We start from the raw sequence: 23,991 nt of genomic DNA, 5'->3' as shown, positions 1-23,991 counted from the left end.
GACCACAGAAGGGAGCGCGCCGTGACCGACCACCGCCTCGAAGGACCCGGCGAGAACGGTGAGCCCATTCCGCGGGACATGCCCGACCAGCAGGCCGACGAAGGCGAGGACCCGTGGGAGGTCGCCCCGCGCTTCACGGGCACCGGCAAGGACGACCGTCGCGAGAGCGACGACGAAACCGACGAGCCCGCCGGTGACGTCCCCGACACTGACGAAGCGGGGACGGGCCGGCAGGGAGCACCGCACTCGGGAACGGTCCATCCCGAGCACCCGGTACCGGACGAGCCCTCCGCCTAGGAGGGCATCCCACCGAGGGCCGCAGCCGACTGTGGGGGTCGGCTGCGGCCCTCGCGCACGTCCAGAGGCCCGAGACGCTCACGGACCACCCGGATCAGCCCACCTTGCGCCCCCGCAGCGGTTCCGTGCGCGCCCCGGCGCCCTCCCGGAGGCCCCGCAGGAACTCCTCCAGCACCTCCGGCGCCGTGTGCTCCGGTCGCCAGCCGAGCTCCGTACGCGCGCGCGTCGAGTCCATCAGCGGCAGCCGCAGCACCGCGTCGAACAGGTGCGGGGAGGCGGGCAGGAGATGCAGCCCCCAGGCTGCGGCGATCGCAGAGCGGGCCGCGGTGCGCGGCAGCCGTACCGGGCGGGCGTCGAACATCTCGCTCAGCAGCCGCGCGTCGACCGGCGGGTCGGCCGCCAGGTTGAAGGCGCCCCGGACATCGGAGCGCAGGGCCAGCCGGTACGCGTTCGCCGCGTCGTCCGTGTGCAGCGCCTGCACCCTCAGCCCCGGGATGTCGGGCAGGAAGGGCAGCAGCTCCGGGCGGGCCAGCGGGCCGGGCAGGAAGCGGCCGCCGAAGATGCGGCGCTGCTCGCTCGCCGACGCCCGCTGGAAGAGGAAGGCGGGTCGCATCCGCACCACCCGCGTCCCCGGACGGTCGCGCTCGAACGTGTCCAGCGCCCGCTCCAGATACGCCTTCTCCCGGCAGTACGCCGCGTCCGGCCAGCCGTGCGTCGGCCAGGACTCGTCCACCGTCTCGTCCTTCGGGCCGGGCGAGTACGCACCGACCGACGAGGCGTGCACCAGCGTCGGCACTCCGGCCGCCGCCACCGCTTCGAAGACCCGCATGCTGCCCAGCACGTTGGTGCGCCAGGTCGCCGCCGGGTCGTGCGTCGGCTGGAACGCCCAGGCCAGATGGACCACCGCGTCGGCGTCCGTGAACCGTTCCACCAGACCGGGCCGCTCGGAGGACAGATCGACGGCGGCCCAGTCCGTCTTCGGGGGCGACCAGTCGGGGATACGCCGGGCCAGGCCCAGCACGGAGGCGACCGCCGGGTCCTCCGAGAGGAGGCGCACCACGCTGGTGCCCACATTGCCGGTGGCGCCCGTGACGACGACCCTCATGCCTGTTCCGCTGCTCACCTTGCACTCCTCTCGGCCGCGTTCCACGAGAGGTGCCGAGTACCCGAGCGGAGCCCGGATTGCACGTGGGCAGGGAGAAGCCCCGGCCGGACGGGGGAATCACGGCCGGGGCGGCTGAGGGGCGGGTCCTGTCCGGACCCGCGCCTTGTTCAACGGGCAACCACCTGTGGGTGTTCCGCGTTCACGGCGCCCGCCCGGTGAGGTGCGTCACCGTGCCCGGTCGTCCGGGACGGTCTCGGCCCAGAGGTTCTCCGCCTGGAGGAGCAGCGTGCCCAGGACGGCGGTGGGGGCGGCTCCTTCCCCCGCGTGACGGCGCAGCTTGTCCTGAAGTTCCTCGTGCAGCTCCCGCATCGCCTCCTCGGCCTCCTCGTCCGGCCGGGCCGTCACGCCACCGTCGAGCAGTCCGTCGGCCTGAGCGCGCAGGGCGTCCCCGATCAGCTCCAGCAGCCGCGCGTACGAGCGCAGAGCAGGCCCCTCGGGCGGGGCGGGCGACCGGTTGTCGTCCACGGACACCGCGAGGGCCCGGGTGAGCGTGGTGACGTGCCCGGTGACCCGGCCGAGCCGCTCGTCCTCCTCCTCCGCGGGCAGGACACCCTCGTCCGGGACGCGGTGCAGGGCGCGCAGCGGCGCGTAGGTCAGGCGCAGGCTCTCCTGACTCCACCGGCGTGCCGAGTGCAGCGCCCTCAGCCGGTGGTCCAGCCGGGCCGAGGCCCTGACCCAGCCGTAGGCGGTCTGCCCGTCCCACTCGCCCTCGCGCAGATCGGCGGCGACGGTGTGCAGGACGTCCCCCGACTCCCGGGCCAGCGCCGCCAGGTTCTCCCGCACGTCCCGCAGGTGGATCGGGGGCATAACGAGCGCGTTGACGGCGACGCCGATGACCGCGCCGATCGCGGCCTGACCCACCCGGTGCCCGACGGCGGACAGGCTCACCATGCCCGAGGAGAGGGTGAACAGCGCCGTGGTCGCCGCGTAGATGCCCTGGTCGCCGAAACGGGGCCAGTTCGCCAGCAGCATCAGCACCGGTACTGACAGGGCGAGCGCGCCCGTCGTGTCGTCGGTGATGGCCTGCGCCCCCGAGGCGACCAGGGCGCCGACGCAGATCGCCCCGAACTGCCGCGCGCCCTGCACCAGGGAGCTGAAGACGGTGGCCTGCACCAGCACCAGCGCCACCCAGGGCGCCATCAGCGCCAGCGGGTCGCCCATCCAGACGCCCCCCACCAACCATGCCAGCACCGCCGCCCCGGCCGCCTTCAGCGACTGGACGACCAGATCCCGCTCCCGGCCGGGCCCGCGCCACGCCGCTCGCAGGGCGTTGAGAGCACCCAGCGTGTCGCGCCGCACGGCGTCCACCGGCCGCACGGAGCGCGCTCCCTGCTCCAGGCTGCGCATCCGCCCCCGGGCCGTCGGTGCTCCCCGAGGCCGCTTACCCGATGCCGCCCCCGTCTCCTCGTCCTTGTCCTTCCGCCCGCGCAAGGCTCCCGCCGCTCGCCGTACCGCACTCGTCACACGCGTCATGCGCTGCGGGTATCCGCGCGACCGGGGGTTTCACGTGGCCTCATGACAGCGGGCTGTCGCCGAGGGCCGACAGCAGGTGCGCGGGGTCGGCGTAGATCGCGTCCGCGCCTGACTCCTCCAGATCGGCGCGCGGGACACCGCCGCACAGGACGCCCACACAGCGCACCCCGGCCCCGCTGCCCGCGCGCATGTCCCACACGGTGTCACCGACGAACACCGCCCGCTCCGCCGGCACCCCGGCCAGCTCCAAAGCGTGCTCGACCGGCTCGGGGGCGGGCTTGCCCTCGTCGACGTCGTCGGCGCTGGCCGTGGCGGTGATGGCCTCGTCCGCGTCGATCGCCCGGCGCAGCGCGCTCAGCTCCGCGCCGCCCGCCGAGGTGGCCAGCACCACCGTCCAGCCGTCCCGGTGCAGCCGCCGCAGCAGCTGTCCGGCCTGCGGAAGCGCGGGCAACCGGTCGAAGTACTGCCCGTACAGGGCCTTGTGCCCGGCGCTGATGTCGGCGTCCTGGTCCGTGTCCCGGTCGTCACCCAGCAGATGGGCGATCAGATCGGTCGACGGCAGGCCCACGGCCCGGTGAACGGCGTGCATCGGAACCTGGTGGCCCGCCTGCCGGAAGGCCTCCCACCAGCTGACGACATGCAGATGATTGGTGTCGACCAGCGTGCCGTCGACGTCGAACACGGCCGCTCGTCCCGCGCTTCCCATGAGTGCAGTCCCTTCCTCTCCGGCCGCGCGGGTACCACGTCAGGCGCCCGCCACGCCCGACGGCACCCGCCGCTCTCGCGTCCAGGCCAGAAGTTCGTCGAGGGACCACGTGGTCACCACCCGCTCGGGCGGCACCCCGCACTCCTCCGCCCGCGCGCACCCGTTGATCTGCCAGTCCAGCTGCCCCGGCGCGTGCGCGTCGGTGTCGACGGAGAACAGCACACCGGCGTCCACCGCCCGGCGCAACAGCCGCCGGGGCGGGTCGAGCCGCTCCGGCCTGCTGTTGATCTCCAGGGCCGTGCCCGTCTCCGCGAGCGCCGCGAACACCTCGTCCGCGTCGAACTCCGACTCCGGCCGTCCCCGGCCGGTCACCAGCCGCCCCGTGCAGTGCCCGAGCACGTCCGAGTGCGGATCGCGTACGGCGGCCACCATCCGCCGGGTCATCGACCGGGCCTCCATGCGCAGCTTGGAGTGCACCGACACCACCACCACGTCGAGCCGGTCCAGCAGCTCCGGCTCCTGGTCGAGCGAGCCGTCCTCGAGGATGTCGCACTCGATGCCGGTCAGCAGCCGGAACGGCGCCCAGGTCTCGTTCAGCTCCGCCACCACGTCCAGCTGCTCCCGCAGCCGTTCGGGCGACAGGCCGCGCGCCACCGTCAGCCGGGGCGAATGGTCGGTCAGCACCGCCCACTCGTGGCCCAGCTCCGCGGCAACCCGCCCCATCTCCTCGATGGGGCTGCCGCCGTCCGACCAGTCGGAGTGCAGATGGCAGTCCCCGCGCAGCAGCGCCCGCAGCGTCTCCCCGCCCCGCACGGCGGGTCGCTCCCGCGTCTCGCCCTCCAGCTTCGACAGGTAGCCGGGCACCTGGCCGGCCAGCGCCTCCCGCACCACCTGCGCGGTCTTGGGACCGACCCCCTTGAGCCTCTCCAGCGAGCCGTCAGCGGCCCGCCGGCGCACCTCGTCCTCGCCGAGGTCCTTCAGCACGCGGGCCGCCGTACGGAAGGCGCGCACGCGGTAGGTCGGTGCCAGCGACCGCTCCAGCAGGAAGGCGATCCGGTCCAGTGCCTCGACGGGGTCCATCGCCACCTCCACCTCAAGGGTTCCCCAGCGCCCGGCGGGCCGCACGACGGCGTGCGCGGTTTGCCCCGGATCCCTCCGGGTACTGCGATGCCCCGTCCCGCCCTGTCGACGAGGAGGCTCGTCATGTCCGTCCCCAGCGCGTCACCCAGCAAGGTCGCCGTGATCACCGGCGCCGATTCCGGCATCGGCCGGGCCACCGCCGTACGCCTGGCGCAGGCGGGCATGGACATCGGGATCACCTACCACAGCGACCGCAAGGGCGCGCACGAGACGGCCGACGAGGTGCGCTCGCACGGGCGGCGCGCCGAGGTCGCCCGGATGGACCTCACCCGGCTGCCCGACGCCGCCGACACCGTCGACGAGTTGTGCGAGCGGCTCGGCCGGATCGACGTGCTGGTCAACAACGCCGGCACCGGCACCATGACGCCCTTCCTCGACCTGGAGCTGTCCGATGTGCGTGAGGTCCTGGACGTCGACCTCGTCGGGCCGTTCCTCTGCGGGCAGAAGGCGGCCCGGCACATGATCGGGCACGGCGAGGGGGGCCGGATCATCAACGTCACGTCCGTCCACGAGCACCAGCCGCGGGTGGGCGCCGCGCCCTACTGCGCCGCCAAAGGCGGTCTCGGGCTGCTCACCCAGGTCATGGCTCTCGAACTCGCCGAGCACCGCATCACCGTCAACGCCGTCGCGCCCGGCGAGATCTCCACGCCCATGACCGGCCAGGAGGACACCGATCCGCACACCGAGAGCCGCCCGGGCATCCCGCTCGGCCGGCCCGGTGACGCCCGCGAGGTCGCCGCCGTCATCGCCTTCCTCGCCGGCCCGGACGCCTCCTACGTCACCGGCGCCTCCTGGAGCGTCGACGGCGGCATGCTCCGGATGGGCCCGCAGGCCGGGTCCCACCTGACCGGCCACGACTGGCGCCGTCCCTGAGCGGGCCGGCCGGGCCGCTCACGCCCTGAACCCGCGTCGGCGCCGGTTGCGTTCTACGCTCGATGCATGACCGAAAGCGCGAGCCCGTACATGTCCCACCCGCGGATCATGGTGCTCGGGGTGCAGCCGGGCACACCGCCGTTCCGGATCGTGCAGATCGACGGCCAGGTCGTCGGGGAGGCCCGGGCCGTCACCGACGTGCTGACCGCCGCGGCCGCGTTCGGCATCACCGTGCACGACATGGACGATCCGGACGTGGTCCGCTGGGTGGGCGGAGACAAGTTCACCTGGACGGTGCACTAGGGCCTGTCGGCGGTGCCCCGGACCTTGCCGGTGGACGGTTCCCTGTCCGCCCGGTCCGGGCGCGGCTTGCGCGCGTGGACGGCCCTGCTGAGGCGGCGCCCCAGGAGCAGGTAACCGATGAGCGCGCCCGTCGTGTTGAGGATGACGTCGTCGATGTCGAAGGCGCGTCCGATGACCAGGGCGCCTTGCGCGAACTCCACGAGGAGCATCACGACCGCGGTCAGGAGCAGCACGCGCAGGATGCCCCGGGTGCGGGGAGCGACCACCGGCACGAGGACGCCGAAGGGAATGCCGAGCAGGATGTTGCCGCCGATCTGTTTGACGGCGTCCCGCAGCTCTGGCTGGTCGAGATAGGCCTTCAGGGAACTGCCCGGCTGGAGATTGCTGTGGGTCAGCGCCTCCGAGGCGGGGGAGGGTTGCAGGGTCAGCCGGGCCAGCACCACGGCGAAGGCGACCATGAACAGGAACGCGCACAGTGTCGCCAGCAGCCGGACGGGCCACGGGAGCGGGCGTCGCTCGCTCCCTGACCCGGTGGTCCGGGGACGTGAGGCTGCACTGGCCATGGGGGTCCTCCAGTCTTCAACTGCGCTGCGTGCCAGGGGGTTACCCCCGGGCGGGCCGACGATGCCGTGTGGGGGGTCGTTCTCGGCCACGGTCCCCGGCGATCGCGCCGGGGACCGTTTCCCCACCCTCGGTTGCCCCGTGTCCGGCTGGGCACTCCGGGCCGGGAGCCGACGTGCGCCGCCCCGTTCGGATGCCGGTCAGCTCCCGTACGAGACCCGCACCTCCTTGAAGCCCAGGGAACGCAGCAGGCCTTCGAGCATGCCGGTGGTGTTCGACTCGGCGCGCGCGGTCAGCTCGCTCTCCTTCGCCGCGTCGCCGATGTGCCGCACCGCGAGCTTCTGCACGGCCTGTTCGCCGTTGGGGTTGTCCGAGAAGAGGTCGCCGAGGCGGTCGAAGAGACCGCGCTGCTTGGAGACCGCGTACGAGCGGTCGGGGTCGAGGGCGGGCTTGCCCAGTCGGGCGTGGGGCAGCCGGAGCGTGGCGGACGTGCGGTCGCCGTTGACCTTCACGTCGTTCTCGCCGACCTCGCCCAGGTCGACATAGGCGTCGACGGTGCCCGCGCCGACGTACAGGGTGCGGGTGCCGCGGATCGCGTCGGGCAGGAGCTTGGCGTCCTTCTCCAGGTCCACGACGACCTGGAAGTTGCCGGAGGCCGCGTCGTAACGGCTGATGTCCTGGATGGACTTCAGCAGCGCGGGGCCCGACCGGTCCTGCGTCTCGGTGCCGAACAGGTCCTTCAGGCCCGGGAGCACACTGAGTCGGAGCCCGGCGAAGAACACGACGAGCACCAGCACGAGCGCGGCCACCACCTTCGCCCAGCCGGGCATGCGCCCGGGGAGGCGCTTGACGGGAGTCGTCATGCGACGGCCCTCCTTCCTACTGTCCGGATGCCCGCCACAGCCCGGGCCAGACCGCCGAGTTGAGGACCGGGTGGCTATGCGGAAGCGCGCAGGGCGCACTCCTCACGGGCGGGACGTCGCCTCCGGCTGTTCCAGCGCCGCGTCCAGCGTCGGCTGCGGAGGCAGCACCCGGGACAGTCCGCTGATCCGCAGAACACGCAGGGTCAGCGGATGGGAACAGACCAGGAGCACGTACCCCCGCCGGTCGAGCACCCGCTTGCGGGCCCGGTACAGCAGCCGCAGACCGGAGCAGTCGAAGAACTCGATCCCGCTCAGGTCGATCACGACACGGGCGGCGGGGCGGTCCGTCTCCCGGTCCAGGTGCGGGGCGATCTCCGCGGCCGCGGCGAGATCGATCTCACCGCGGAACTCCAGCACCGTGTGCCCCCGTTCCCGGTGGACGCGCAGATGCCGGGTGAGCGGTGCAGGTTCCTGCCGCACGACGAGATCGCCTCCAGCCTGCTCCGTGCGTGGGGAGGGGCCCCGGCTCAACGCCGTTCCCCGCCCTGCAAGTTACCCTCCATCGAGTGAATTTGAGCATGTTCGATTGACATATGTCTTTGATTTGTGGCCGAGTTGGCCGGTGTTCGCGCCGGGGAGTGCGCGGGGGCGTTCCAGGGGCGCGCTCAGGGGCCGGCGCGGGGTTACGACAGCGCGTGCCAGGCTCTGATGAGCGCCTGGCGGAACTGCTCCGTCTGGTGCGCCGTGAGGTCGCGTACCATCCGCTCCTCCAGCTCCCGGACCGGTCCGGCGTACCGGGCGAGCAGCTCACGGCCGGAGTCGGTGAGCAGGATCAGCAGCTCCCGGCGATTACGGGGGTTGCGCTCCCGGCGTACCAGCCCGCGGCCCTCCAGGGAGCGGACCAGGTCCGCGATGGACTGGGCGGTGACGAAGGAGTCGCGCGCCAGCTGGGCGGCGGACAGCCCGTCGTGGCGTTCCAGCACGGTGAGGGCCGTGTACTGAAGAGCGGTGATCCCGGACGGTCTGACCAGCTCGTCCAGATGCGAGCGCACGACGAGCTCCACCTGCTTGACCATGTAGAGCAGGGAAGGAGGCGCCTTGGTCACCGGTGAGTCGAGCATGGGGGCAGGCTAGACCATTGACAGGAAACCTGTCTGTAAAGAGACTGCGCACAAACAGGAATCCTGTTTGTTGAAATCTTGGCGACGACGCTGAGGAGTGGCGATGACCACCTTCGAGGGGACACCCGGTCAACTGTTCATCGGGGGCCGATGGCGCGAGGCCGCCGACGGGGCGCGCACCGGGGTGGTCGACCCGTCCCGGGGCGCGGTCGTCACCACCGTGGCCGAGGCGGGCTCCGCCGACGTCGACGCGGCCGTACGCGCCGCCCGAGAGGCCTTCGACGACGGCGCCTGGTCCGGTCTGAGCGGCCGCGAGCGCGGCCGGGTGCTGCACCGCGTCGCCCAGCTGATCCGGGAGAACGCCGACGAGCTCGCCGCGCTGGAGAGCCTGGACGTCGGCAAACCGATCACGCTGTGCGGCGCGGTCGACGTCACCAACGCGGCCAACGACTACGAGTACTACGCCCATCTCGCCCAGAGCCAGGACGGCGCCCTGCGCGACCTCCCCATGAACGCCCTCGCCTACACCAAGCGCGAGCCCCTCGGTGTGGTCGCCGCGATCACCCCGTTCAACTTTCCGCTGATCCTGGCCGGTTCGAAGATCGCCCCGGCGCTGGCGGCCGGCAACACGGTCGTCCACAAGCCCGCCGACGAGACGCCGCTCAGCGCCCTGTACATGGCCCGGCTGCTCCAGGAGGCGGGCGTCCCGGACGGTGTGGTCAACGTCGTGACCGGCAGTGGCCCGGTGGCGGGCGAGGCACTGCTGCGGCACCGCGGCGTCGACAAGGTCGCCTTCACCGGCTCCACCGCGATCGGCCGCCACGTGGCGAGCGTCGCCGGAGAGGCGCTCAAGCCCGTCACCATGGAGCTCGGCGGGAACGCCGCGCACCTCGTCTTCGAGGACGCCGACCTGGAGAAGGCCGTCGGCGCGGTCATCAAGGGCTTCGTCTTCAACACCGGTCAGTTCTGCATGGGCGGTCCCCGTTTGCTGGTGGCCCGCTCGGTGTACCCCACCCTGCTCGGCATCCTCGCCGAGGCCGTGCCCGGGGTGCCGGTCGGCGATCCGCGCGACCCGGCCACGGTCATCGGCCCGATGGCGGCCGAAAAGCACCTGAAGAAGGTCGAGGAGTACGTCGCCCTGGCCCGCAAGGAGGGCGCCCGCGTCGTCTGCGGCGGTGAACGGCTCGACCTCGACGGCGGCTACTACTACAAGCCCACCGTCATCGCCGACCTCGCCAACGACTCCCGCGTCATCCAGGAGGAAATCTTCGGCCCGGTCCTCACCGTGCAGCCCTTCGACGACGAGGACGAGGCCGTCGCCCTCGCCAACTCCACGCCGTACGGCCTGGCCTCGGGCGTCCAGACCAGCCACCTCGCCCGCGCCCACCGGGTCGCCGACCGGCTCCAGGCGGGCATCGTCTGGGTCAACGACTGGGCGATGCTCGACCCGGCGGTGCCCTTCGGCGGGGTGAAGGACTCCGGCTACGGCCGCGAGTACGGGCCCGAGGCGCTCGCCGGTTACACCAAGGTCAAGTCCGTCGTCGTCTCGCTCGACTGAGCACCCTCCAGGAGTCATCGCGATGCCCACCACCACCCGTGCCGCGGTCGTCGAGTCCGGCGGCGCGCCCTTCACCCTCTCCGACGTCGTCCTCGACGAGCCCGGCCCGCACGAGGCGCTGGTCCGTATGGTCGCCACCGGCCTGTGCCACACCGACCTCGGGGTGGCGAGCGGCGGACTGCCCTTCCCGCTGCCCGGGGTCCTCGGCCACGAGGGCGCCGGTGTCGTCGAGGCCGTCGGTCCGGCCGTCACCGGTGTCGCGCCGGGCGACCACGTCCTGCTCTCCTTCACCTCCTGCGGCGACTGCCGCAACTGCCGCGGCGGGCACCCCGCGTACTGCGCGACCTGGCTGCCGCTGAACCTGATCGGCGGCAGCCGGGCCGACGGGACGAGCACCATCAGCCGGGGCGGCCAGGCCCTGGGCGGCCACTTCTTCGGCCAGTCCTCCTTCGCCGAGCGGGCCCTGGCCGACGAGCGCAGCCTCGTCAAGGTCGACCCGGACATGCCGCTGGAGTCGATCGCCCCGCTGGGCTGCGGTGTGCAGACCGGTGTGGGGGCCGTGTGGAACGTTCTGAAGCCGGAGACCGGCGGCACGGTGGTCGTCCTGGGCGCCGGAGCGGTCGGCCTGTCCGCCGTGATGGCGGCGGCCCTCACCCCGGCCACCAGGATCGTCGCCGTCGACCGGGTCGCCGAACGCCTTTCCCTCGCCGAGGAACTCGGTGCCACCCACACCGTCGACACCAGCGGCACGGACCTCGCCCCGGCCCTCGCCGACATCACCGGCGGGCAGGGCGCGGACGGGGTCGTGGAGACCACCGGCAACGTCGGCGTTCTGCGCCAGGGCGTCGACGCGCTCGCGGCCCGCGGCACCCTGGTCGTCGTCGGCGCCCCGCCGTTCGGCACGGAGGTCGCCTTGGACGTCAACGGCCTGCTCGGCGGCAAACGGATCGTCGGTCTCACCCTGGGTGACAGCGAGACCCGGACCATGATCCCGGCCCTGGTCGGCCTGGTGAAGGACGGACGGCTCCCGCTGCACCGCCTGATCAGCACCTACCCCTTCGGGGACATCGACCGGGCGGTCCAGGACATGAGGTCGGGCAAGACCATCAAGCCGGTCCTGACGTTCTGACACCGCCGCAGCCGCCGACCCCGGGGAGGCCGGAGCCATGGCCCTCGTCGGCGACCGGGGCGGGCACGAACGTCGCGCCGACCCGCCACCGGGGAAGTGGCGGCCCGGGACGACTCGGGTGCACCGGGAACCGCTCGGCGCCAAGGCACGACGACCTCCCCGCCAAGCCGACTGCCGGTCGCCTTCGATCTTCCGCGCCCTCGGGGCAGACCGTCCTGGTGCCTGCCGGCCGGCGCCTGTCCGGGGCCCCGGGGGTGGGCGCGTAGCCCTTGGGCAGCGCGTGCGCCGTGGAGGTTCGGTCGGGGCACTCGTGCCCGCAGGGCGCCCCCGGGTTCGGGCTTGGTCGCCGGCCTGCCGGTTCGCTTCCGGTTCTTGCGTGCTTGTTTGGTGGAGCCGTGTCTGTCGGCCGGCCGGCGCCTGTCCGGGGCCCCGGGGGTGGGCGCGTAGCCCTTGGGCAGCGCGTCCGCCGTGGAGGTTCGGTCGGGGCACTCGTGCCCGCAGGGCGCCCCGGGGTGTTCCGGCCTGGTCGCCGGCCTGCCGGTTCGCTTCCGGTTCTTGCGTGCTTGTTTGGTGGAGCCGTGTCTGTCGGCCGGCCGGCGCCCTGTCCGGAGCCGGGATGGGCGCGTAGCCCTCCGGCAGCGCGAGCGCCGTGGAGGTGTCCCGGCTGCCCGCGCCGGCCGGTCGGGGCACTCGTGCCCGCAGGGCGCCCCGGGGTGTTCGGGCTCGCCTGCGGGCCGGGGGTGTGGTCAGTCGTTCAGCAGTACCAGCTTGCCCGTGGTGCGGCCGGTGTCGCCGAGGGCGTGTGCCTCGGCCGCGTCGGCCAGCGGGAAGGTTCCGGCGATCGTGGCGCGCAGCTTCCCCGCCGCGACCAGTTCCGCCACGGCCGCCATGCCGCTGCGGTCGGCGTCCACCAGCATGCGCAGCGCCCGCACACCGAGCCGCTCGGCCTCCTCGTAGAGGTCGTCCGGGCCGCCCGGGAGGATCGAGACCAGCACACCGCCGTGGCGCAGCACCCGCAGCGAGCGCAGGGAGGTGTCGCCGCCGATCGTGTCCAGGACGACATCGACGTCCTTCACGGCCTCGGTGACGTCCGTCTCCCGGTAGTCCACCGTCTCGTCCACACCGATCCCGCGCAGGAAGTCGTGCTTGCCCGCGCTCGCCGTGCCGATCACGTACGCGCCGCGGGCCTTGGCGATCTGAACCGCCACATGCCCGACTCCGCCGGCCGCCGCGTGGATCAGCACCCGCTGCCCGGGCCGGAGGTCCGCGTGCTCGGTCAGGGCCTGCCAGGCGGTGAGGGAGACCAGGGGGAGCGCGCCCGCCTGGGTGTGGTCGATGCCGGCCGGCTTGCGGACGAGGGAGCGGACCGGAGCGATGACGTACGCGGCGTGCGAGCCGTGCCCGTACGGATACGGCAGCATGCCGAAGACCTCGTCACCGGGCGCGAAGGCCACGACGCCGATGCCGACCGCCTCCACCACCCCGGAGACGTCCCAGCCGAGGACGAAGGGCGGCTCACCCAGGAAGCCCCCGGTCGCGCGGTGCTTCCAGTCGGTCGGGTTGACCCCGGCGGCCCGCACCCGGACCAGTACCTCGTTGGGCTTCGGTGCCGGACACTCGATCTCCACTTCCTTCAGGACCTCGGGACCGCCGAGGACGTCCTGGCTGATGGCTCGCATCGTGTTCCGTGTGCTCATGGTCAACCAGCGTGCCGGGCCGCACATCCTCCGCCAATGGCAAGATTGCCATCCTTCGATAGAATCGTGCCATGCGACGTGAACTCGTGGTGGTCTTGGCCCTGGACGGTGTGTACCCCTTCGAGCTGGGCATTCCGAGCCGGATCCTGGGTGCGGCCGACGGAAGGTACGAGGTTCTCACCTGCTCGGCCGACGGCCGTCCGGTGCGCACCGAAGCGGACTTCGGCATCACCGTGGAGCACGGCCCCGAGGTCCTGGCCACGGCCGGCACGGTGGTCATCGCGCCCGTCGCGCCCTCCCACCTGACCGAAGGGGTGTCCGGTGAGGTCCTCGCCGCGCTCGCGCGCATCCGCCCCGGCACCCGCATCGTCTCCATCTGCACCGGCGCCTTCGTCCTCGCCGCCGCGGGGCTCCTCGACGGGCGCCGGGCGACCACCCACTGGCAGGTCGCCGACCACTTCCGGCGCATGTTCCCGCATGTCGATCTCGACCCGGACGTGCTGTTCGTCGACGACCACCCCTTCCTCACCTCCGCCGGGGCCGCGTCCGGCGTGGACATCTGCCTGCACCTCGTCCGCAAGGACCACGGCAGCCACCTGGCCAACACCGTCGCGCGCCGTTGCGTCGTCCCGCCCTTCAGGGACGGCGGCCAGGCCCAGTACATCGAGCAGCCCGTCCCCGAGCAGGGCGCCGCGAGCACCGCCGCCACCCGCGCCTGGGCCCTGGAGCGTCTCGGCGAACCGCTCACTCTGGCCGATCTCTCTGGTCACGCCCGGATGAGCCGGCGCACCTTCGCCCGCCGCTTCCACGACGAGGTGGGTCTCAGCCCCGGCCGCTGGCTGATCCAGCAGCGCCTCGCCCGGGCCCGGCATCTGCTGGAGTCCAGCGACCTGACGGTCGATCAGATCGCGGGCCGGGTCGGCTTCGCGACCGGAACCTCCCTGCGTCAGCATCTGAACGCGGCGATCGGGGTCTCCCCGCAGGCCTACCGCCGCACCTTCCAGGCCGCTCGCTGACGGCGGGGGTGCCCGTGTGACCTGGCCTGCGCCCAATTCCACTGGCAGCAAAGACATTTGTCGACCTGTTGCCTTCCTTCGGAGCGTGACGGAACCCTCACGCCCGGCGGGCGGGCGCGGTTGATCCTTCCGGGCTCAAACCCGATAAGGTTCCCATCGGCGCTGCGAGTTGACGCGATCGCGTCCGGTCGACACGCAGTGCGTACTCATGAGTGCGGTCCACACCCCCCCTGTTGATTCGTGTTGCTTCGAAGGATGCAGATGGAACTCGCCACTCCGCCACCGGCGGCGCGGGCACCTGTCGCCTGGTACAGCTGGTGGTTGTTGCCGCTGGGACTGGGAGGCGGGACCGTTGCCGCCACGTTCATGAGCTCGGAGCGACTAACCGCGGCCGTCGCCGGAGTCGCGGCGACGGCGGCCGGTGCCGTGTGCGTACGCCTGCTGCTGCGCACCCGGGCGCAACTGCACCGGACGGAGGGCTCCTTCCGCACCACGCAGGCCGAGCACAACCAGCAGTGGCAGCAGCATGTGGCGGCCATGGAACGCAAGTTCGCCGCCGAGCGCGCCGCCCTGGAGTCCCAGCTGGGCGAGCAGAACGCCACGTACGAGCGGCGCCTGGCGGACCAGAGCGCCACGTACGAGACGCAGCTCGCCGACCGGTCCCGGGCCTATGAGGAACGGCTGACCGAGCAGGCCACGTCCTACGAGGCCCAGCTCGCCGACCAGGCCGCCGTCTGGCAGGAGCAGCTCTCCCACCAGCTCGCCGCGGTCGCCCGGCTCGCCGACGAGCAGCTGCCCGACGCGATGGAGAAGCTGCGTGCCGGCGACGCCATCGACGACCTGCTGCCCACGGTCAACCAGTGCGCCAAGGTCAGTTCGGAGCTCCAGGCCGAACTGCGCAAGCTGCTGCGCACCTCCCTGATCGGCCTGGAGGCGGAATTCGACCGCTCCACCTCCGCCGAGCAGGCGGTGATCAGCATCGGCAACCGCATCCACGTCCTGACCAGCAAGCTCCGCGGCCGTCTGCACGAGATGCAGGGCGAGCACGGCCGCCTGCCGGCCGTCGCCCGGGGCCTGATGGAGCTCGACCAGGAGCTCGGCCCCGCCGACTCCCTCGCCGCGAGCATCGGTGTGCTCGGCGGCTCGGACCGGCCCGGCCGGCAGTGGCAGGAACCGCAGCGGCTGCTGAGCGTGGTGCGCGGCGGCATCGGCCGCATCAAGGACTTCCACCGGGTCCAGGTGCGCCACCTGCCCGAACTCGGCGTCGACGGCGGTCTCGTGGACCACCTCACGCTGATCCTGGCCCACCTCCTGGACAACGCGGCCCGCTACTCGCCGCCCACCGAGCCGGTGCTCATCTCCGGCAAGGAGGTGCCCAACGGGGTCGGTATCGAGATCCAGGACTCCGGCAAGGGCCTGAGCGAGGAGAAGAAGCGCGAGGCCGAGCACGCCCTCGCGGGCACCGCGCCCGGCGCGGGCCTCGGCGGCATCACCGAGGACGCCAACATCGGTCTCCGGGTCGTCGGCGCCCTCGCCCGCCGCTACGGCATCCGCGTCACCTTCGCGGACTCGCCGTGGCTCGGCACCTCCGTGGTGATCGTGGTCCCGCACAAGTACTTCAGCCCCCTGCCCACGGCCGCGACCGCCCCGGCCGCGCCCGCCCCGGAGATCCGCACCGCCACGGCCGCCCCGGCCCGCGAGAGGGTCATCGCGCCGGCCCCACCGGCCGCGCAGGCCGAGACCGGGGAGACCACACCCGGCGGGCTGCCCCGGCGCCGCAGCAAGCGGAACGAGGCGGAGGCGGCCAAGCAGGCCGAGCGGATCGAGCGGGGAACGGTCGCCGCCGTCCCGCCGGACGCGTCCTTCTCAGGACTCGCCGCCTTCGCCACCGCCGGACGCGACGCGGCGGAGGCCTTCCCGGCGGCCGACGACCGCGACACCGTCGCCGGCCGCGAGTACACCGAGCACCGCACCGAAGAGAGCGATCAGTCCTCATGACGCAACAAGGAACAGACGTGAGCTGGGCGCTCCGCGATCTCGTCGAGAGCATCCAGGAGATCCGTTTCGCCCTGGTGGCCTCCAGCGACGGCAAGGCCATCACCTCCTACGGGGCCGAAGACCCCGACGACGTCGACCGCTTCGCCGCCGTGGTGGCCGGCCTGCAGGCCCTGGCCCAGCCGGTCGCCGAGCAGTTCCCCAAGTACGCCGGGCAACTGCGGCTCGCGATGATCGAGGTGGACGGCGGGCACCTCTTCGTCGTGCGCGCGGGTGTGGAGACGTACCTCGGTGTCCTCGCCCGGGAAGGCCTCGACCAGGGCCTGCTCGGACACCAGATGAGGGATCTGGCCCGCAGGATGGGTGAGCTCCTCGGTACCACTCCGCGCCAGGAGGAGCACTCTGGATGAGTGCTCCCCGCAGGCCGTCGGACCCGTCCGGTCTCGAGCGCTACTACGTCCTCACCGGAGGGCGCAGCGGACCGGGCGGTTCGGCGTCGAGCCTCGACGTGGCGACCCTGGTGGTCGCCCGCGCCGCCCCCTTACCGGGCATGCAGCACGAGCACGAGGAGATACTCCGCCGCTGCCGCGACCCGCTGTCGGTCGCCGAACTCGGCGCTCACCTCGGGCTCCCCTTCAACATTCTCGCGGTGCTGCTGTCCGACCTGCTGGACGCAGGTCGCGTCGAAGCCCGTAACCCCATCCCGGCACACGAAGCCGGCCGCGGGCCCGACCTCGCGCTCCTTGAGGAGGTACTCAGTGGACTTGAAAGGCTTTGACCAACCCGGAGGCTCGGCCGGGGACACCCGCTCGGTGAAGGTGATGATCGCCGGCGGGTTCGGCACCGGGAAGACCACCATGGTCCGGTCGGTCAGCGACATCAAGCCGCTCACCACCGAGGAGACCCTCACCCAGGCCAGTGTCGACGTCGACGATCTCATCGGCGTCGCCGACAAGACGCAGACCACCGTCAGCCTGGACTTCGGCAAGATCGGCATCAACGAGAGCCTGGTGCTGTACCTGTTCGGCACGCCCGGGCAGGAGCGCTTCTGGTTCCTGTGGAACGGGCTGTTCAAGGGGGCGCTCGGCGCGATCGTCCTGGTGGACACCCGCCGCCTGGAGTCCAGCTTCCGGGCGATCGAGGAGATGGAGCGGCAGGAAGTCCCCTTCGTCGTGGCGCTGAACGTCTTCCCCGACTCCCGGAACTATCCCGTCGAGGAGATCAGGGACGCCCTGGACATCCCCGAGAACACCCCGGTGGTGGCCTTCGACGCCCGCGACCGGGCCTCCAGCCGGGATGTCCTCGTCGCCCTGATCCACCATCTGAAGGAACGCTCGGCCGTGGCCCTGGAGCCCCGATGAACGACTCGACCGAAGCCGGCCTCCAGGCCATGCGCGGCTGCCCCGTCGCCCACCACGGGGCCGACCCGGCCCGGCTGTACGGCCCGGACGCCGCGACCGACCCGGCGGGCATCTACGAGCGGCTGCGCAAGGAGCACGGTTCGGTCGCGCCGGTCCTGCTCGAAGGGGACGTGCCCGCGTGGCTGGTCCTGGGCTACCGCGACAACCGGCGGGTGCTCGACAACCCCCGCCAGTTCAGCCGGGACGCGAGGATCTGGCGGGACTGGGCCGAAGGGCGCGTCGAGGAGACCTCGCCGCTCATCCCGATGATCGGCTGGCGGCCGGACTGCGTGTCCCAGGACGGCGAACCGCACCGCAGGCTGCGTGCGGCCGTCACCGACGGGCTTCAGGCGGCGGCGGCCCGCGGCATCCGGCGCCACGCGACCCGCCTCGCGAACAAGCAGATCGACGCGTTCGCGGACACCGGCCGGGCCGACCTCGTCTCGGACTACGCCGAGTACCTGCCGATGCTCGTGCTCTCGCGCATCCTCGGGCTCCCCGAGGCGGAGGGGCGCGACCTGGTCGAGTCCTGTGCCCACGTCCTCAAGGGCGGTGAGGACGCCCTCGCGCACAACGAGCGCATCATGGTGATCCTCGGCGAACTGGCCGAGCGCAAGCGCGCCGAGCCCGGCGGCGACTTCACCACCGCCCTGCTGGGGCACGCGGCCGATCTCGACGAGGACGAGGTGGTCAGCCATCTGCGTCTGGTGCTGATCGCCGCGCACACCACGACCAGCAACCTGCTGGCCCGGGTGCTCCAGATGATCCTCACCGACACCGCCCGGCTGTCCGGACTGATCAGCGGCCAGCTGAACATCTCCGCCGTGGTGGAGGAGGTCATGTGGAACAGCCCGCCGCTGGCGGTGCTGCCGGGCCGGTTCGCCGCGAGCGACCTGGAGCTCGGCGGCCACCAGATCCAGGAGGGCGACCTGCTGGTGCTGGGCCTCGCGGCGGGCAACACCGACCCCGAGGTCCGTCCGGACACGGGTGTCTCGGTCCAGGGCAACCAGGCGCACCTGGCGTTCAGTTCGGGTCCGCACGAGTGCCCGGGGCAGAGCATCGGCCAGTCCATCATCGAGATCGCGGTGGACGTCCTGCTGCACCGCCTGCCGGGCCTGACCCTGGCCGTGCCTCCGGAGGAGCTGACCTCGACCGCCTCCACGTGGGAGTCGCGCCTGGACAGCCTGCCGGTCCAGTTCGCCGTATAGGGCTGCCACGTGATGCCCGGCCGGACGTCCGGCCGGGCATCGTCGGGTCATACGGTCAGCAGGTCGTCGACCGGGCCGTGTCCGGCCGGTTCGGCCGTGGCCACCGCGCCCTCCTTCGCCGCCGCGTAGCGGCCGGTCGTCAGGGCCCACTCGTAGTTGCCGTTGATCCAGTGCTGGATGGCCTCCACTCCCATCCGCACCCGGTCCCGCTCCGCGTCGTCGAGCCGTAGTTCGTCGCACATCCGGGGGATGTTCTCCTGGAGTTCGAGGTACTCGTCGAGACAGCCGATCGTCATCCGGTACGCCTCGTCGACGGCTTCCTGCCAGGAGCAGCCCCGTTCCCGGCGCAGCACGGCGATGAGGTTGTGGCCGTCGCCACGGCGTTTCTCCCGCTCGAAGGAGTGGATGTCGTTCATGAATCCGATGGTGTCCGCCGCCAGATCGCGCATCCGCTCCATCACCGGATGCGCCATCGCCTGAGCCGGCACCTCGAAACCGCGGCTGCGCTCACCCGCGTCGATGCTGTGGTGGATGCCGACCGTACGGCGGCGGAAGGCCGTGTACTCGTCGAGCGTGAGCGTTCCCTCCAGGCCCCGGGCGGCCAGGTCGACCTCCTCGCAGTGCGCGACGAGGAACCTCCCCCAGGAGGCGGCGAACCGGGTCTGCCATGTCAGGGACATGCCATGCGAAAGCCGGTTCCACACCTCGGTCCAGGCGAGGGATATCGGACAGACCACCCGGGGTGGACTGCCCGCCGGGCGCAGGGGAGTGGCGATCAGCTCCCGGGCGACCTCCGCTATGCGGTCGGCCCGGTCCGGCCGGCCGGCGTCGAACTGGTCGTCGAAGAGGAAGGCGAGGGAGAACCAGTTCATCAGGACGACCATGTCCTCGGCCGACGCGTGCGGATAGGTCCGGGCGGCGGCCAGGGGCAGATCCCATGACTTGTACTCCTCGAACCCCTCCCGGCTGCGGACCAGGCGCAGGTCCCACACCCAGCGCAGATGCCGCGCCCGGGCGAACTCCAGATGCTCACTGACGGGTGTGTCGAAGGGGAGGTCGAACCGGACGTCCTGAGGCATGTGCTTCCTTTCGGGAGACGGACCGCAGAGCCCCCCACCCCTGCGAGCGGGCGGTGCCATGACCGGCCGCACACTCGAACTCGGCTTCGTGCTGCGAACGTTGAACCGAAAAGCGGTACGAGACTGCCCACGGCGCGAATCGGCCATTCCGTGACATGGCCGTGATCTCGGTTACTGTGAAAAGCGCTTGGGCTGCGTACACTCCCTCGTCCCTCGCCGGGCACGGCCTGTCCGCCGAGCCTCCGACGCCCGGGGACGCCACACCGGTCCGAGTCCGTTCGACGACTCGCCAGGAGGCCACCGCGATGACGTCCGCACCCGTTCGCAGCGCCGAGCAGCGCAAGAAGGACACCCTGCACCGCCTGGACCACGACGTGGACGCCTGGGTCGCCACGGCGGACGCAGCGACGGGGACGCCGTACCTCGTCCCGCTGTCCTTCCTCTGGAACGGCTCCTACCTGCTCTTCGCCACACCCGCGTCCAGCACCACCGGACGGAACCTGGCCGCGTCCGGCCGGGCCCGGGTGGGCATCGGGCCGACCCGTGACGTCGTCCTCGTCGAGGGCACCGTAAGGACGGTGCAGCCCGGCGAACTGACCGAGCAGGACGCCGAACTCTTCGCCGTCAAGACCGGGTCCGACCCCCGTCGGCTCGCCACGCCGTACCTGTACTTCCGGGTCGTGCCGCGGCGGATCCAGGCCTGGCGGGAGGCCGATGAGCTCGACGGCCGCGAACTCATGCGTGACGGACGGTGGTTGAAGACCGACTGAATCGGCCGGTGCGGGATATCAGCAAGGTACGGGTCCGCGGGGCACGACCGCCTTGCGACCGGAATCCTGCGGAGGAGACATGGCACTGGTGAAAGCGGGGGTCCTCGTGCTCGACTGCGCCGAGCCCGAGAAGCTCGCCGTGTTCTACAAGGAACTGCTGGAGGGGGAGGAGTCGGACGCCACCGCCAACCGGGTGGAGATCAAGACCGCCGACGGCTTCCGGGTCGCACTGCGCCGGGACGTCAACGCCACTCCGCCCAGCTGGCCACGCCCCGAGAACTCCCTCCAGGCCCATCTGGAGTTCGTGGTCGACGACCTCGACGCGGTCGAACGCCGCGTCATCAGCCTCGGGGGCCGCCCCCTGGAGGCCAAGGAGCCCTCGGGCCCGCTGGAGGAGCGCGGCTACGCCGACCCGGCAGGTCACTCGTTCATCCTGCGCCGCACCGCGCCGACGGCACCCAAGCAGGGCTGAACGCGCAGTCACCCGGGGCAGCGAGGCCCGGCGGCCGAGCAGCCGTGGGTCCGCGCCTCGGGGGCGCCCTCCACGCACACGATCGGGGCGGACGGCCGGGCGCACAGGACGGCCCCGCCCGGCGAAGGCCGGGCGGGGCCGTCGCGGTGTCAGTCCCGGCCGCCCTTCTCACCGGCCGGCCACGTGCCGGTCGAACGCTCGATGGCCTTGGCGCCCGCGCGGTCCACGGCGCTGCGCACCACCGCGAAGATGGCGCCCTGGATGGCGGCGGCCAGGAGCACTTCGCCCCAGCCGCGGTCCTTGTCCAGCGCGTCGGGCGCGTCCTCCTCGTGCCGGATCGCCATCCACGTCTTGCGGAAGGCCAGCCCGGCGAGCCAGCCGCCCGACCAGCCGAGCACGAACCCGAGAGGCTGGTACGCGAGGGACATCTTCTTCTTCGCCACGAGAACTCCTTGATCGCTGAGGGGAATGGAAGGGGTCAGGGGGTGTGCGCCGCCGGGATCCGCTCCTCGGCGCGGACCGGCCCGGGCGGTGTGCCGTCACCGAACGGCCGACCGCCCAGCTCCTCACGCCGGTGCGGGGTCAGCCAGCCGGACAGGTCCGGGCCCAGCGGCACGATGCCGGTCGGGTTGATGCCCTTGTGCACCTGGTAGTAGTGACGCTTGATGTGGTCGAAGTCGACGGTGTCGCCGAATCCCGGCGTCTGGTACAGGTCGCGGACGTACGCCCACAGCACCTGGTTCTCCGTCAGCTTCCAGCGGTTGCACTTGAAGTGGCCGTGGTAGACGGCGTCGAAACGGACCAGCGTGGTGAACAGCCGGATGTCCGCCTCGGTGATGGTGTCGCCGACGAGGTACCGCTGCCGTTCCAGCCGGGTCGCGAGCTGCTCCAGCCGCCGGAACACACCCGCGCAGGCGGCCTCGTACTCCTCCTGCCTGGTGGCGAAACCGGCCCGGTAGACGCCGTTGTTGACGTCCTCGTAGACGTCCGCCATCACTTCGTCGATCTCGTCGCGCAGCGCGTCCGGGTACAGGTCGGGCGCGCCGTCCCGGTGCAGGGCCGTCCACTCGGTCGCGAGGTCGAGGGTGAGCTGCTGGTAGTCGTTGGTCACCAGCTGCCCGCTGGGCACGTCCACGATCGCCGGCACGCTGACACCGCCGGGGTAGTCGCTCTCGCGGCGGTCGTAGGCCTCGCCGAGATAGCGGATGCCGAGGATCGGGTCGCGGCCGTCCTCGTCCAGCGTGAAGCGCCAGCTGCGGTCGTCCTGGATCGGGTCGGCGACGGCCAGGGACAGGGCGTCCTCCAGGCCGAGCAGCCGCCGGGAGACCAGCGACCGGCTCGCCCACGGGCAGGCCCGGCTGACGACCAGACGGTAGCGGCCGGCCTCCACCGGCCAGCCGTCTTGGCCGTCGGCGGTGATGCGGTCCGCGAAATGCGCCTTGGAGCGTTTGAACGCCCTCCTTCCATAGCCGGTGTTGCCGTCGTCGCCGTCGTCGCGACTCATGGGGGTGACCTCCTTGCCGTACGTGGACCCTGGTGAACGCGTTCCCCGTTTTCCGCGGACGGCACGGTGTGAGCACCGCCGACCGGGGCAATCGGCGGAGGTGAGTGATGAGGGAAGTGATCGCAGGACACGCGTCACCGTGCTGGTGGCGCTCGCGGCCAATCTGGTGATCGCGGTGGCCAAGGCCATCGGCGGCCTGGCAGCAGGGTCACCGGCTCTGCTGTCCGAGGCGGCCCACTCGGTGGCCGACAGTCTGAACGAGGTGTTCCTGCTCGCCGCGCTGCGCCGCAGCCGACGCCCCGCCGATCGGCGTCATCCCTTCGGCTACGGCAAGGAGCGCTTCTTCTGGTCGCTCCTCGCGGCCGTCGGGATCTTCGTGATGGGCGGCTGCTTCTCCTTCTTCCAGGGTTTCGAGGCCCTGACGAGTGGTGCGCAGGAGGAACTCGGCGGCTATGCCGCCGGTCTGATCGTCCTCGGGATCGCCCTCCTCGCGGAGGGCGGTTCGCTGGTGCGGGCGCTGTACCAGGTGCGCAGGCAGGGGGGCGCGGGTGCGGGGATGCGCGATCCGGCCCTGCGGACGGTCGTCGCCGAGGACGGCACCGCGGTGCTCGGCGTCACCCTGGCCATCGTGGGCATGGCGCTGCACATGGTCACCGGCCAGGTGGTGTGGGAGGCGTCGGCCTCCCTCGCGATCGGCGCTCTGCTGGTCTACGTGGCCTTCCGGCTGGGCCGTGAAGCCCGCGACCAGCTGATCGGCGAGGCTGCCGACCCGGAGTCGAGCGGGCGGATCGAGGCGCTGCTGCGGGCCCAGCCGGAGATCGACAGTGTGGAGGCGCTGTTCACGATGAAGACCGGCCTCGACACGGCCCTGGTGGCCGCCCGCGTCGACCTGGTGCCCGGCCTGGACAGCGAGCGCGTGGAGGAGGTCGCCGTGCGCATCAAGCGGTCCATCGCCCATACGGTGCCCGAGGCGGACCAGATATTCCTCGACGTGACCGACCGGCCCGCCCGCGAGGCAGCGGAAAGCCCCGCCGCGACGGGGGAACGCGGCGGGGCCTGAGTCTCGCGTGCCCCGTCGATGCCGGTTCACACAGCCGGGGAGAATGATTTTTCCGCCGGCTGTGCCGCACCGGGCAGCCGGCCCCGCATCAGCCGGTCTCGGACGGCTCCAGGACGAACACCGGGATGTCCCGGTCCGTCTTCTTCTGGTAGTCGGCGTACGCCGGGTAGGCCGCGACGGCCCGCTCCCACCACGCTGCCTTCTCCTCGCCCGTGACCTCACGGGCGGTCATGTCCCGCTTCACCGGCCCGTCCTGGAGCTCCACGTGCGGGTCGGCCCGCAGGTTGAAGTACCAGACGGGGTGCTTCGGCGATCCGCCGAGGGAGGCCACCGCGGCGTAACGCCCCTCGTGCTCCACGCGCATCACCGGCGTCTTGCGCAGTTTGCCGCTCCTGGCGCCCCGTGAGGTCAGGATGACGACCGGCATCTTCGAGCCCCGCAGTGTCGTCCCCTCCGTACCGCCGGAGCTCTCGTACAGCTCCACCTGCTCGCGCACCCACTGCGTCGGGCTGGGTTCGTACTCGCCTTCGAGAGGCATGGCATCCGTCCCATCGTCGCTTCCGCGGCTCATTGCCACCTGTCTTCAACACCCGTACGGCCG

Annotated in this window: 27 protein-coding genes; 14 read left to right on the top strand and 13 right to left on the bottom strand. The window is 72.0% G+C overall.

The window, feature by feature from the left end; all coding sequences use genetic code 11:
• Positions 1–21: 21 nt before the first annotated feature.
• Positions 22–297, top strand: a complete 276-nt coding sequence (locus tag ACIQHQ_RS19840; RefSeq protein WP_402613465.1) for a hypothetical protein — start codon at positions 22–24, stop codon at positions 295–297.
• 94 nt (positions 298–391) lie between these two features.
• On the opposite strand, the gene ACIQHQ_RS19835 is transcribed toward ACIQHQ_RS19840, so the two are convergent.
• The 4 genes from ACIQHQ_RS19835 to ACIQHQ_RS19820 all read right to left on the bottom strand — a co-directional run bounded on the left by ACIQHQ_RS19835 (position 392) and on the right by ACIQHQ_RS19820 (position 4,721).
• On the bottom strand, positions 392–1,420 hold the full coding sequence (locus ACIQHQ_RS19835; protein ID WP_402613200.1) for an SDR family oxidoreductase: 1,029 nt from the start codon (positions 1,418–1,420) through the stop codon (positions 392–394).
• A gap of 207 nt (positions 1,421–1,627) precedes the next feature.
• Positions 1,628–2,809 carry an aromatic acid exporter family protein gene (locus ACIQHQ_RS19830; protein WP_402613463.1) on the bottom strand — a complete coding sequence of 394 codons (1,182 nt, stop codon included), beginning with the start codon at positions 2,807–2,809 and terminating at the stop codon, positions 1,628–1,630.
• Positions 2,810–2,975: 166 nt separating this feature from the next.
• Positions 2,976–3,641 (bottom strand): HAD family hydrolase, encoded by a 666-nt coding sequence (locus ACIQHQ_RS19825; RefSeq protein WP_402613199.1) that lies wholly within the window; start codon positions 3,639–3,641, stop codon positions 2,976–2,978.
• A gap of 39 nt (positions 3,642–3,680) precedes the next feature.
• A complete protein-coding gene (locus ACIQHQ_RS19820; RefSeq protein ID WP_402613198.1) occupies positions 3,681–4,721 on the bottom strand; it encodes a PHP domain-containing protein in 1,041 nt (346 codons plus the stop codon).
• Positions 4,722–4,844: 123 nt separating this feature from the next.
• Here ACIQHQ_RS19820 and ACIQHQ_RS19815 point away from each other — a divergent pair, with 123 nt between their 5' ends.
• Positions 4,845–5,654 carry an SDR family oxidoreductase gene (locus tag ACIQHQ_RS19815; RefSeq protein ID WP_402613197.1) on the top strand — a complete coding sequence of 270 codons (810 nt, stop codon included), beginning with the start codon at positions 4,845–4,847 and terminating at the stop codon, positions 5,652–5,654.
• A gap of 66 nt (positions 5,655–5,720) precedes the next feature.
• Positions 5,721–5,957, top strand: coding sequence for a hypothetical protein (locus ACIQHQ_RS19810; protein ID WP_392357577.1), 237 nt, complete (start codon positions 5,721–5,723; stop codon positions 5,955–5,957).
• Here ACIQHQ_RS19810 and ACIQHQ_RS19805 read toward each other — a convergent pair.
• The 4 genes from ACIQHQ_RS19805 to ACIQHQ_RS19790 all read right to left on the bottom strand — a co-directional run bounded on the left by ACIQHQ_RS19805 (position 5,954) and on the right by ACIQHQ_RS19790 (position 8,502).
• Positions 5,954–6,520, bottom strand: a complete 567-nt coding sequence (locus tag ACIQHQ_RS19805; protein ID WP_402613196.1) for a VanZ family protein — start codon at positions 6,518–6,520, stop codon at positions 5,954–5,956. The two genes, ACIQHQ_RS19810 and ACIQHQ_RS19805, sit on opposite strands and share 4 nt — an antisense overlap.
• Before the next feature lie 198 nt (positions 6,521–6,718).
• Complete coding sequence (locus tag ACIQHQ_RS19800) at positions 6,719–7,381, bottom strand: DUF4230 domain-containing protein (protein ID WP_402613195.1); 663 nt, start codon at positions 7,379–7,381, stop codon at positions 6,719–6,721.
• 102 nt (positions 7,382–7,483) lie between these two features.
• Positions 7,484–7,861 (bottom strand): anti-sigma factor antagonist, encoded by a 378-nt coding sequence (locus ACIQHQ_RS19795; RefSeq protein WP_402613194.1) that lies wholly within the window; start codon positions 7,859–7,861, stop codon positions 7,484–7,486.
• Between the two features lie 203 nt (positions 7,862–8,064).
• Complete coding sequence (locus tag ACIQHQ_RS19790; RefSeq protein ID WP_402613193.1) at positions 8,065–8,502, bottom strand: MarR family winged helix-turn-helix transcriptional regulator; 438 nt, start codon at positions 8,500–8,502, stop codon at positions 8,065–8,067.
• Positions 8,503–8,605: 103 nt separating this feature from the next.
• Here ACIQHQ_RS19790 and ACIQHQ_RS19785 point away from each other — a divergent pair, with 103 nt between their 5' ends.
• Entirely contained in the window at positions 8,606–10,060 is a 1,455-nt protein-coding gene (locus ACIQHQ_RS19785; RefSeq protein ID WP_402613192.1) for an aldehyde dehydrogenase family protein, read from the top strand.
• Between the two features lie 22 nt (positions 10,061–10,082).
• Positions 10,083–11,189, top strand: a complete 1,107-nt coding sequence (locus ACIQHQ_RS19780; RefSeq protein ID WP_402613191.1) for an NAD(P)-dependent alcohol dehydrogenase — start codon at positions 10,083–10,085, stop codon at positions 11,187–11,189.
• A 746-nt stretch (positions 11,190–11,935) separates the two neighbouring features.
• On the opposite strand, the gene ACIQHQ_RS19775 is transcribed toward ACIQHQ_RS19780, so the two are convergent.
• The gene (locus ACIQHQ_RS19775) at positions 11,936–12,886 is read right to left on the bottom strand and encodes an NADP-dependent oxidoreductase (protein WP_402613190.1); all 951 of its coding nucleotides are present in this window, start codon (positions 12,884–12,886) and stop codon (positions 11,936–11,938) included.
• A gap of 71 nt (positions 12,887–12,957) precedes the next feature.
• On the opposite strand from ACIQHQ_RS19775, the gene ACIQHQ_RS19770 reads away from it, so the two are divergent.
• The 6 genes from ACIQHQ_RS19770 to ACIQHQ_RS19745 all read left to right on the top strand — a co-directional run bounded on the left by ACIQHQ_RS19770 (position 12,958) and on the right by ACIQHQ_RS19745 (position 18,505).
• Entirely contained in the window at positions 12,958–13,902 is a 945-nt protein-coding gene (locus ACIQHQ_RS19770) for a GlxA family transcriptional regulator (protein WP_402613189.1), read from the top strand.
• Positions 13,903–14,163: 261 nt separating this feature from the next.
• Complete coding sequence (locus ACIQHQ_RS19765) at positions 14,164–15,900, top strand: sensor histidine kinase (RefSeq protein ID WP_402613188.1); 1,737 nt, start codon at positions 14,164–14,166, stop codon at positions 15,898–15,900.
• Positions 15,897–16,307 carry a roadblock/LC7 domain-containing protein gene (locus tag ACIQHQ_RS19760; protein ID WP_283972747.1) on the top strand — a complete coding sequence of 137 codons (411 nt, stop codon included), beginning with the start codon at positions 15,897–15,899 and terminating at the stop codon, positions 16,305–16,307. The genes ACIQHQ_RS19765 and ACIQHQ_RS19760 overlap by 4 nt, the downstream gene beginning before the upstream one ends.
• Complete coding sequence (locus tag ACIQHQ_RS19755; protein WP_104784390.1) at positions 16,304–16,675, top strand: DUF742 domain-containing protein; 372 nt, start codon at positions 16,304–16,306, stop codon at positions 16,673–16,675. The genes ACIQHQ_RS19760 and ACIQHQ_RS19755 overlap by 4 nt, the downstream gene beginning before the upstream one ends.
• On the top strand, positions 16,656–17,258 hold the full coding sequence (locus tag ACIQHQ_RS19750) for a GTP-binding protein (RefSeq protein ID WP_402613187.1): 603 nt from the start codon (positions 16,656–16,658) through the stop codon (positions 17,256–17,258). Before ACIQHQ_RS19755 ends, ACIQHQ_RS19750 begins: the two co-directional genes overlap by 20 nt.
• The gene (locus tag ACIQHQ_RS19745) at positions 17,255–18,505 is read left to right on the top strand and encodes a cytochrome P450 (protein ID WP_402613186.1); all 1,251 of its coding nucleotides are present in this window, start codon (positions 17,255–17,257) and stop codon (positions 18,503–18,505) included. The genes ACIQHQ_RS19750 and ACIQHQ_RS19745 overlap by 4 nt, the downstream gene beginning before the upstream one ends.
• Positions 18,506–18,552: 47 nt before the next feature.
• Here ACIQHQ_RS19745 and ACIQHQ_RS19740 read toward each other — a convergent pair whose 3' ends face one another.
• On the bottom strand, positions 18,553–19,584 hold the full coding sequence (locus tag ACIQHQ_RS19740; protein WP_402613185.1) for a 7-epi-alpha-eudesmol synthase: 1,032 nt from the start codon (positions 19,582–19,584) through the stop codon (positions 18,553–18,555).
• A gap of 305 nt (positions 19,585–19,889) precedes the next feature.
• Here ACIQHQ_RS19740 and ACIQHQ_RS19735 point away from each other — a divergent pair, with 305 nt between their 5' ends.
• Both ACIQHQ_RS19735 and ACIQHQ_RS19730 read left to right on the top strand, forming a co-directional pair.
• Positions 19,890–20,354 carry a pyridoxamine 5'-phosphate oxidase family protein gene (locus tag ACIQHQ_RS19735; RefSeq protein WP_402613184.1) on the top strand — a complete coding sequence of 155 codons (465 nt, stop codon included), beginning with the start codon at positions 19,890–19,892 and terminating at the stop codon, positions 20,352–20,354.
• 79 nt (positions 20,355–20,433) lie between these two features.
• Positions 20,434–20,826 carry a VOC family protein gene (locus ACIQHQ_RS19730; protein WP_390977837.1) on the top strand — a complete coding sequence of 131 codons (393 nt, stop codon included), beginning with the start codon at positions 20,434–20,436 and terminating at the stop codon, positions 20,824–20,826.
• Positions 20,827–20,975: 149 nt separating this feature from the next.
• Here ACIQHQ_RS19730 and ACIQHQ_RS19725 read toward each other — a convergent pair whose 3' ends face one another.
• Both ACIQHQ_RS19725 and ACIQHQ_RS19720 read right to left on the bottom strand, forming a co-directional pair.
• Positions 20,976–21,254, bottom strand: a complete 279-nt coding sequence (locus tag ACIQHQ_RS19725) for a DUF4235 domain-containing protein (protein ID WP_282572787.1) — start codon at positions 21,252–21,254, stop codon at positions 20,976–20,978.
• Between the two features lie 50 nt (positions 21,255–21,304).
• Positions 21,305–22,330, bottom strand: coding sequence for a glutathione S-transferase family protein (locus ACIQHQ_RS19720; protein ID WP_402613183.1), 1,026 nt, complete (start codon positions 22,328–22,330; stop codon positions 21,305–21,307).
• A gap of 139 nt (positions 22,331–22,469) precedes the next feature.
• On the opposite strand from ACIQHQ_RS19720, the gene ACIQHQ_RS19715 reads away from it, so the two are divergent.
• Positions 22,470–23,390 carry a cation diffusion facilitator family transporter gene (locus tag ACIQHQ_RS19715; protein ID WP_402613461.1) on the top strand — a complete coding sequence of 307 codons (921 nt, stop codon included), beginning with the start codon at positions 22,470–22,472 and terminating at the stop codon, positions 23,388–23,390.
• 88 nt (positions 23,391–23,478) lie between these two features.
• Here the strand turns inward: ACIQHQ_RS19715 and ACIQHQ_RS19710 are convergent, their stop codons facing one another.
• The gene (locus ACIQHQ_RS19710) at positions 23,479–23,928 is read right to left on the bottom strand and encodes a nitroreductase family deazaflavin-dependent oxidoreductase (RefSeq protein WP_402613182.1); all 450 of its coding nucleotides are present in this window, start codon (positions 23,926–23,928) and stop codon (positions 23,479–23,481) included.
• Positions 23,929–23,991: the final 63 nt, after the last annotated feature.

It is taken from the genome of Streptomyces sp. NPDC092370, assembly GCF_044755265.1.
In the GTDB taxonomy this organism is placed as follows: Bacteria; Actinomycetota; Actinomycetes; order Streptomycetales; family Streptomycetaceae; genus Streptomyces.
The sequence above is the reverse complement of the archived record's forward strand: the minus strand, read 5'-3'. Positions and strand labels throughout refer to the sequence as shown.

Coding starts and splice junctions, on each gene's coding strand:
- ACIQHQ_RS19770 (WP_402613189.1), top strand. CDS start 12,958: ATGCGACGTGAACTCGTGGTGGTCTTGGCCCTGGACGGTGTGTACCCC.
- ACIQHQ_RS19775 (WP_402613190.1), bottom strand. CDS start 12,886: ATGAGCACACGGAACACGATGCGAGCCATCAGCCAGGACGTCCTCGGC.
- ACIQHQ_RS19760 (WP_283972747.1), top strand. CDS start 15,897: ATGACGCAACAAGGAACAGACGTGAGCTGGGCGCTCCGCGATCTCGTC.
- ACIQHQ_RS19810 (WP_392357577.1), top strand. CDS start 5,721: ATGACCGAAAGCGCGAGCCCGTACATGTCCCACCCGCGGATCATGGTG.
- ACIQHQ_RS19830 (WP_402613463.1), bottom strand. CDS start 2,809: ATGCGCAGCCTGGAGCAGGGAGCGCGCTCCGTGCGGCCGGTGGACGCC.
- ACIQHQ_RS19815 (WP_402613197.1), top strand. CDS start 4,845: ATGTCCGTCCCCAGCGCGTCACCCAGCAAGGTCGCCGTGATCACCGGC.
- ACIQHQ_RS19745 (WP_402613186.1), top strand. CDS start 17,255: ATGAACGACTCGACCGAAGCCGGCCTCCAGGCCATGCGCGGCTGCCCC.
- ACIQHQ_RS19765 (WP_402613188.1), top strand. CDS start 14,164: ATGGAACTCGCCACTCCGCCACCGGCGGCGCGGGCACCTGTCGCCTGG.
- ACIQHQ_RS19740 (WP_402613185.1), bottom strand. CDS start 19,584: ATGCCTCAGGACGTCCGGTTCGACCTCCCCTTCGACACACCCGTCAGT.
- ACIQHQ_RS19725 (WP_282572787.1), bottom strand. CDS start 21,254: ATGTCCCTCGCGTACCAGCCTCTCGGGTTCGTGCTCGGCTGGTCGGGC.
- ACIQHQ_RS19730 (WP_390977837.1), top strand. CDS start 20,434: ATGGCACTGGTGAAAGCGGGGGTCCTCGTGCTCGACTGCGCCGAGCCC.
- ACIQHQ_RS19785 (WP_402613192.1), top strand. CDS start 8,606: ATGACCACCTTCGAGGGGACACCCGGTCAACTGTTCATCGGGGGCCGA.
- ACIQHQ_RS19780 (WP_402613191.1), top strand. CDS start 10,083: ATGCCCACCACCACCCGTGCCGCGGTCGTCGAGTCCGGCGGCGCGCCC.
- ACIQHQ_RS19825 (WP_402613199.1), bottom strand. CDS start 3,641: ATGGGAAGCGCGGGACGAGCGGCCGTGTTCGACGTCGACGGCACGCTG.
- ACIQHQ_RS19735 (WP_402613184.1), top strand. CDS start 19,890: ATGACGTCCGCACCCGTTCGCAGCGCCGAGCAGCGCAAGAAGGACACC.
- ACIQHQ_RS19790 (WP_402613193.1), bottom strand. CDS start 8,502: ATGCTCGACTCACCGGTGACCAAGGCGCCTCCTTCCCTGCTCTACATG.
- ACIQHQ_RS19755 (WP_104784390.1), top strand. CDS start 16,304: ATGAGTGCTCCCCGCAGGCCGTCGGACCCGTCCGGTCTCGAGCGCTAC.
- ACIQHQ_RS19820 (WP_402613198.1), bottom strand. CDS start 4,721: ATGGACCCCGTCGAGGCACTGGACCGGATCGCCTTCCTGCTGGAGCGG.
- ACIQHQ_RS19710 (WP_402613182.1), bottom strand. CDS start 23,928: ATGCCTCTCGAAGGCGAGTACGAACCCAGCCCGACGCAGTGGGTGCGC.
- ACIQHQ_RS19720 (WP_402613183.1), bottom strand. CDS start 22,330: ATGAGTCGCGACGACGGCGACGACGGCAACACCGGCTATGGAAGGAGG.
- ACIQHQ_RS19800 (WP_402613195.1), bottom strand. CDS start 7,381: ATGACGACTCCCGTCAAGCGCCTCCCCGGGCGCATGCCCGGCTGGGCG.
- ACIQHQ_RS19805 (WP_402613196.1), bottom strand. CDS start 6,520: ATGGCCAGTGCAGCCTCACGTCCCCGGACCACCGGGTCAGGGAGCGAG.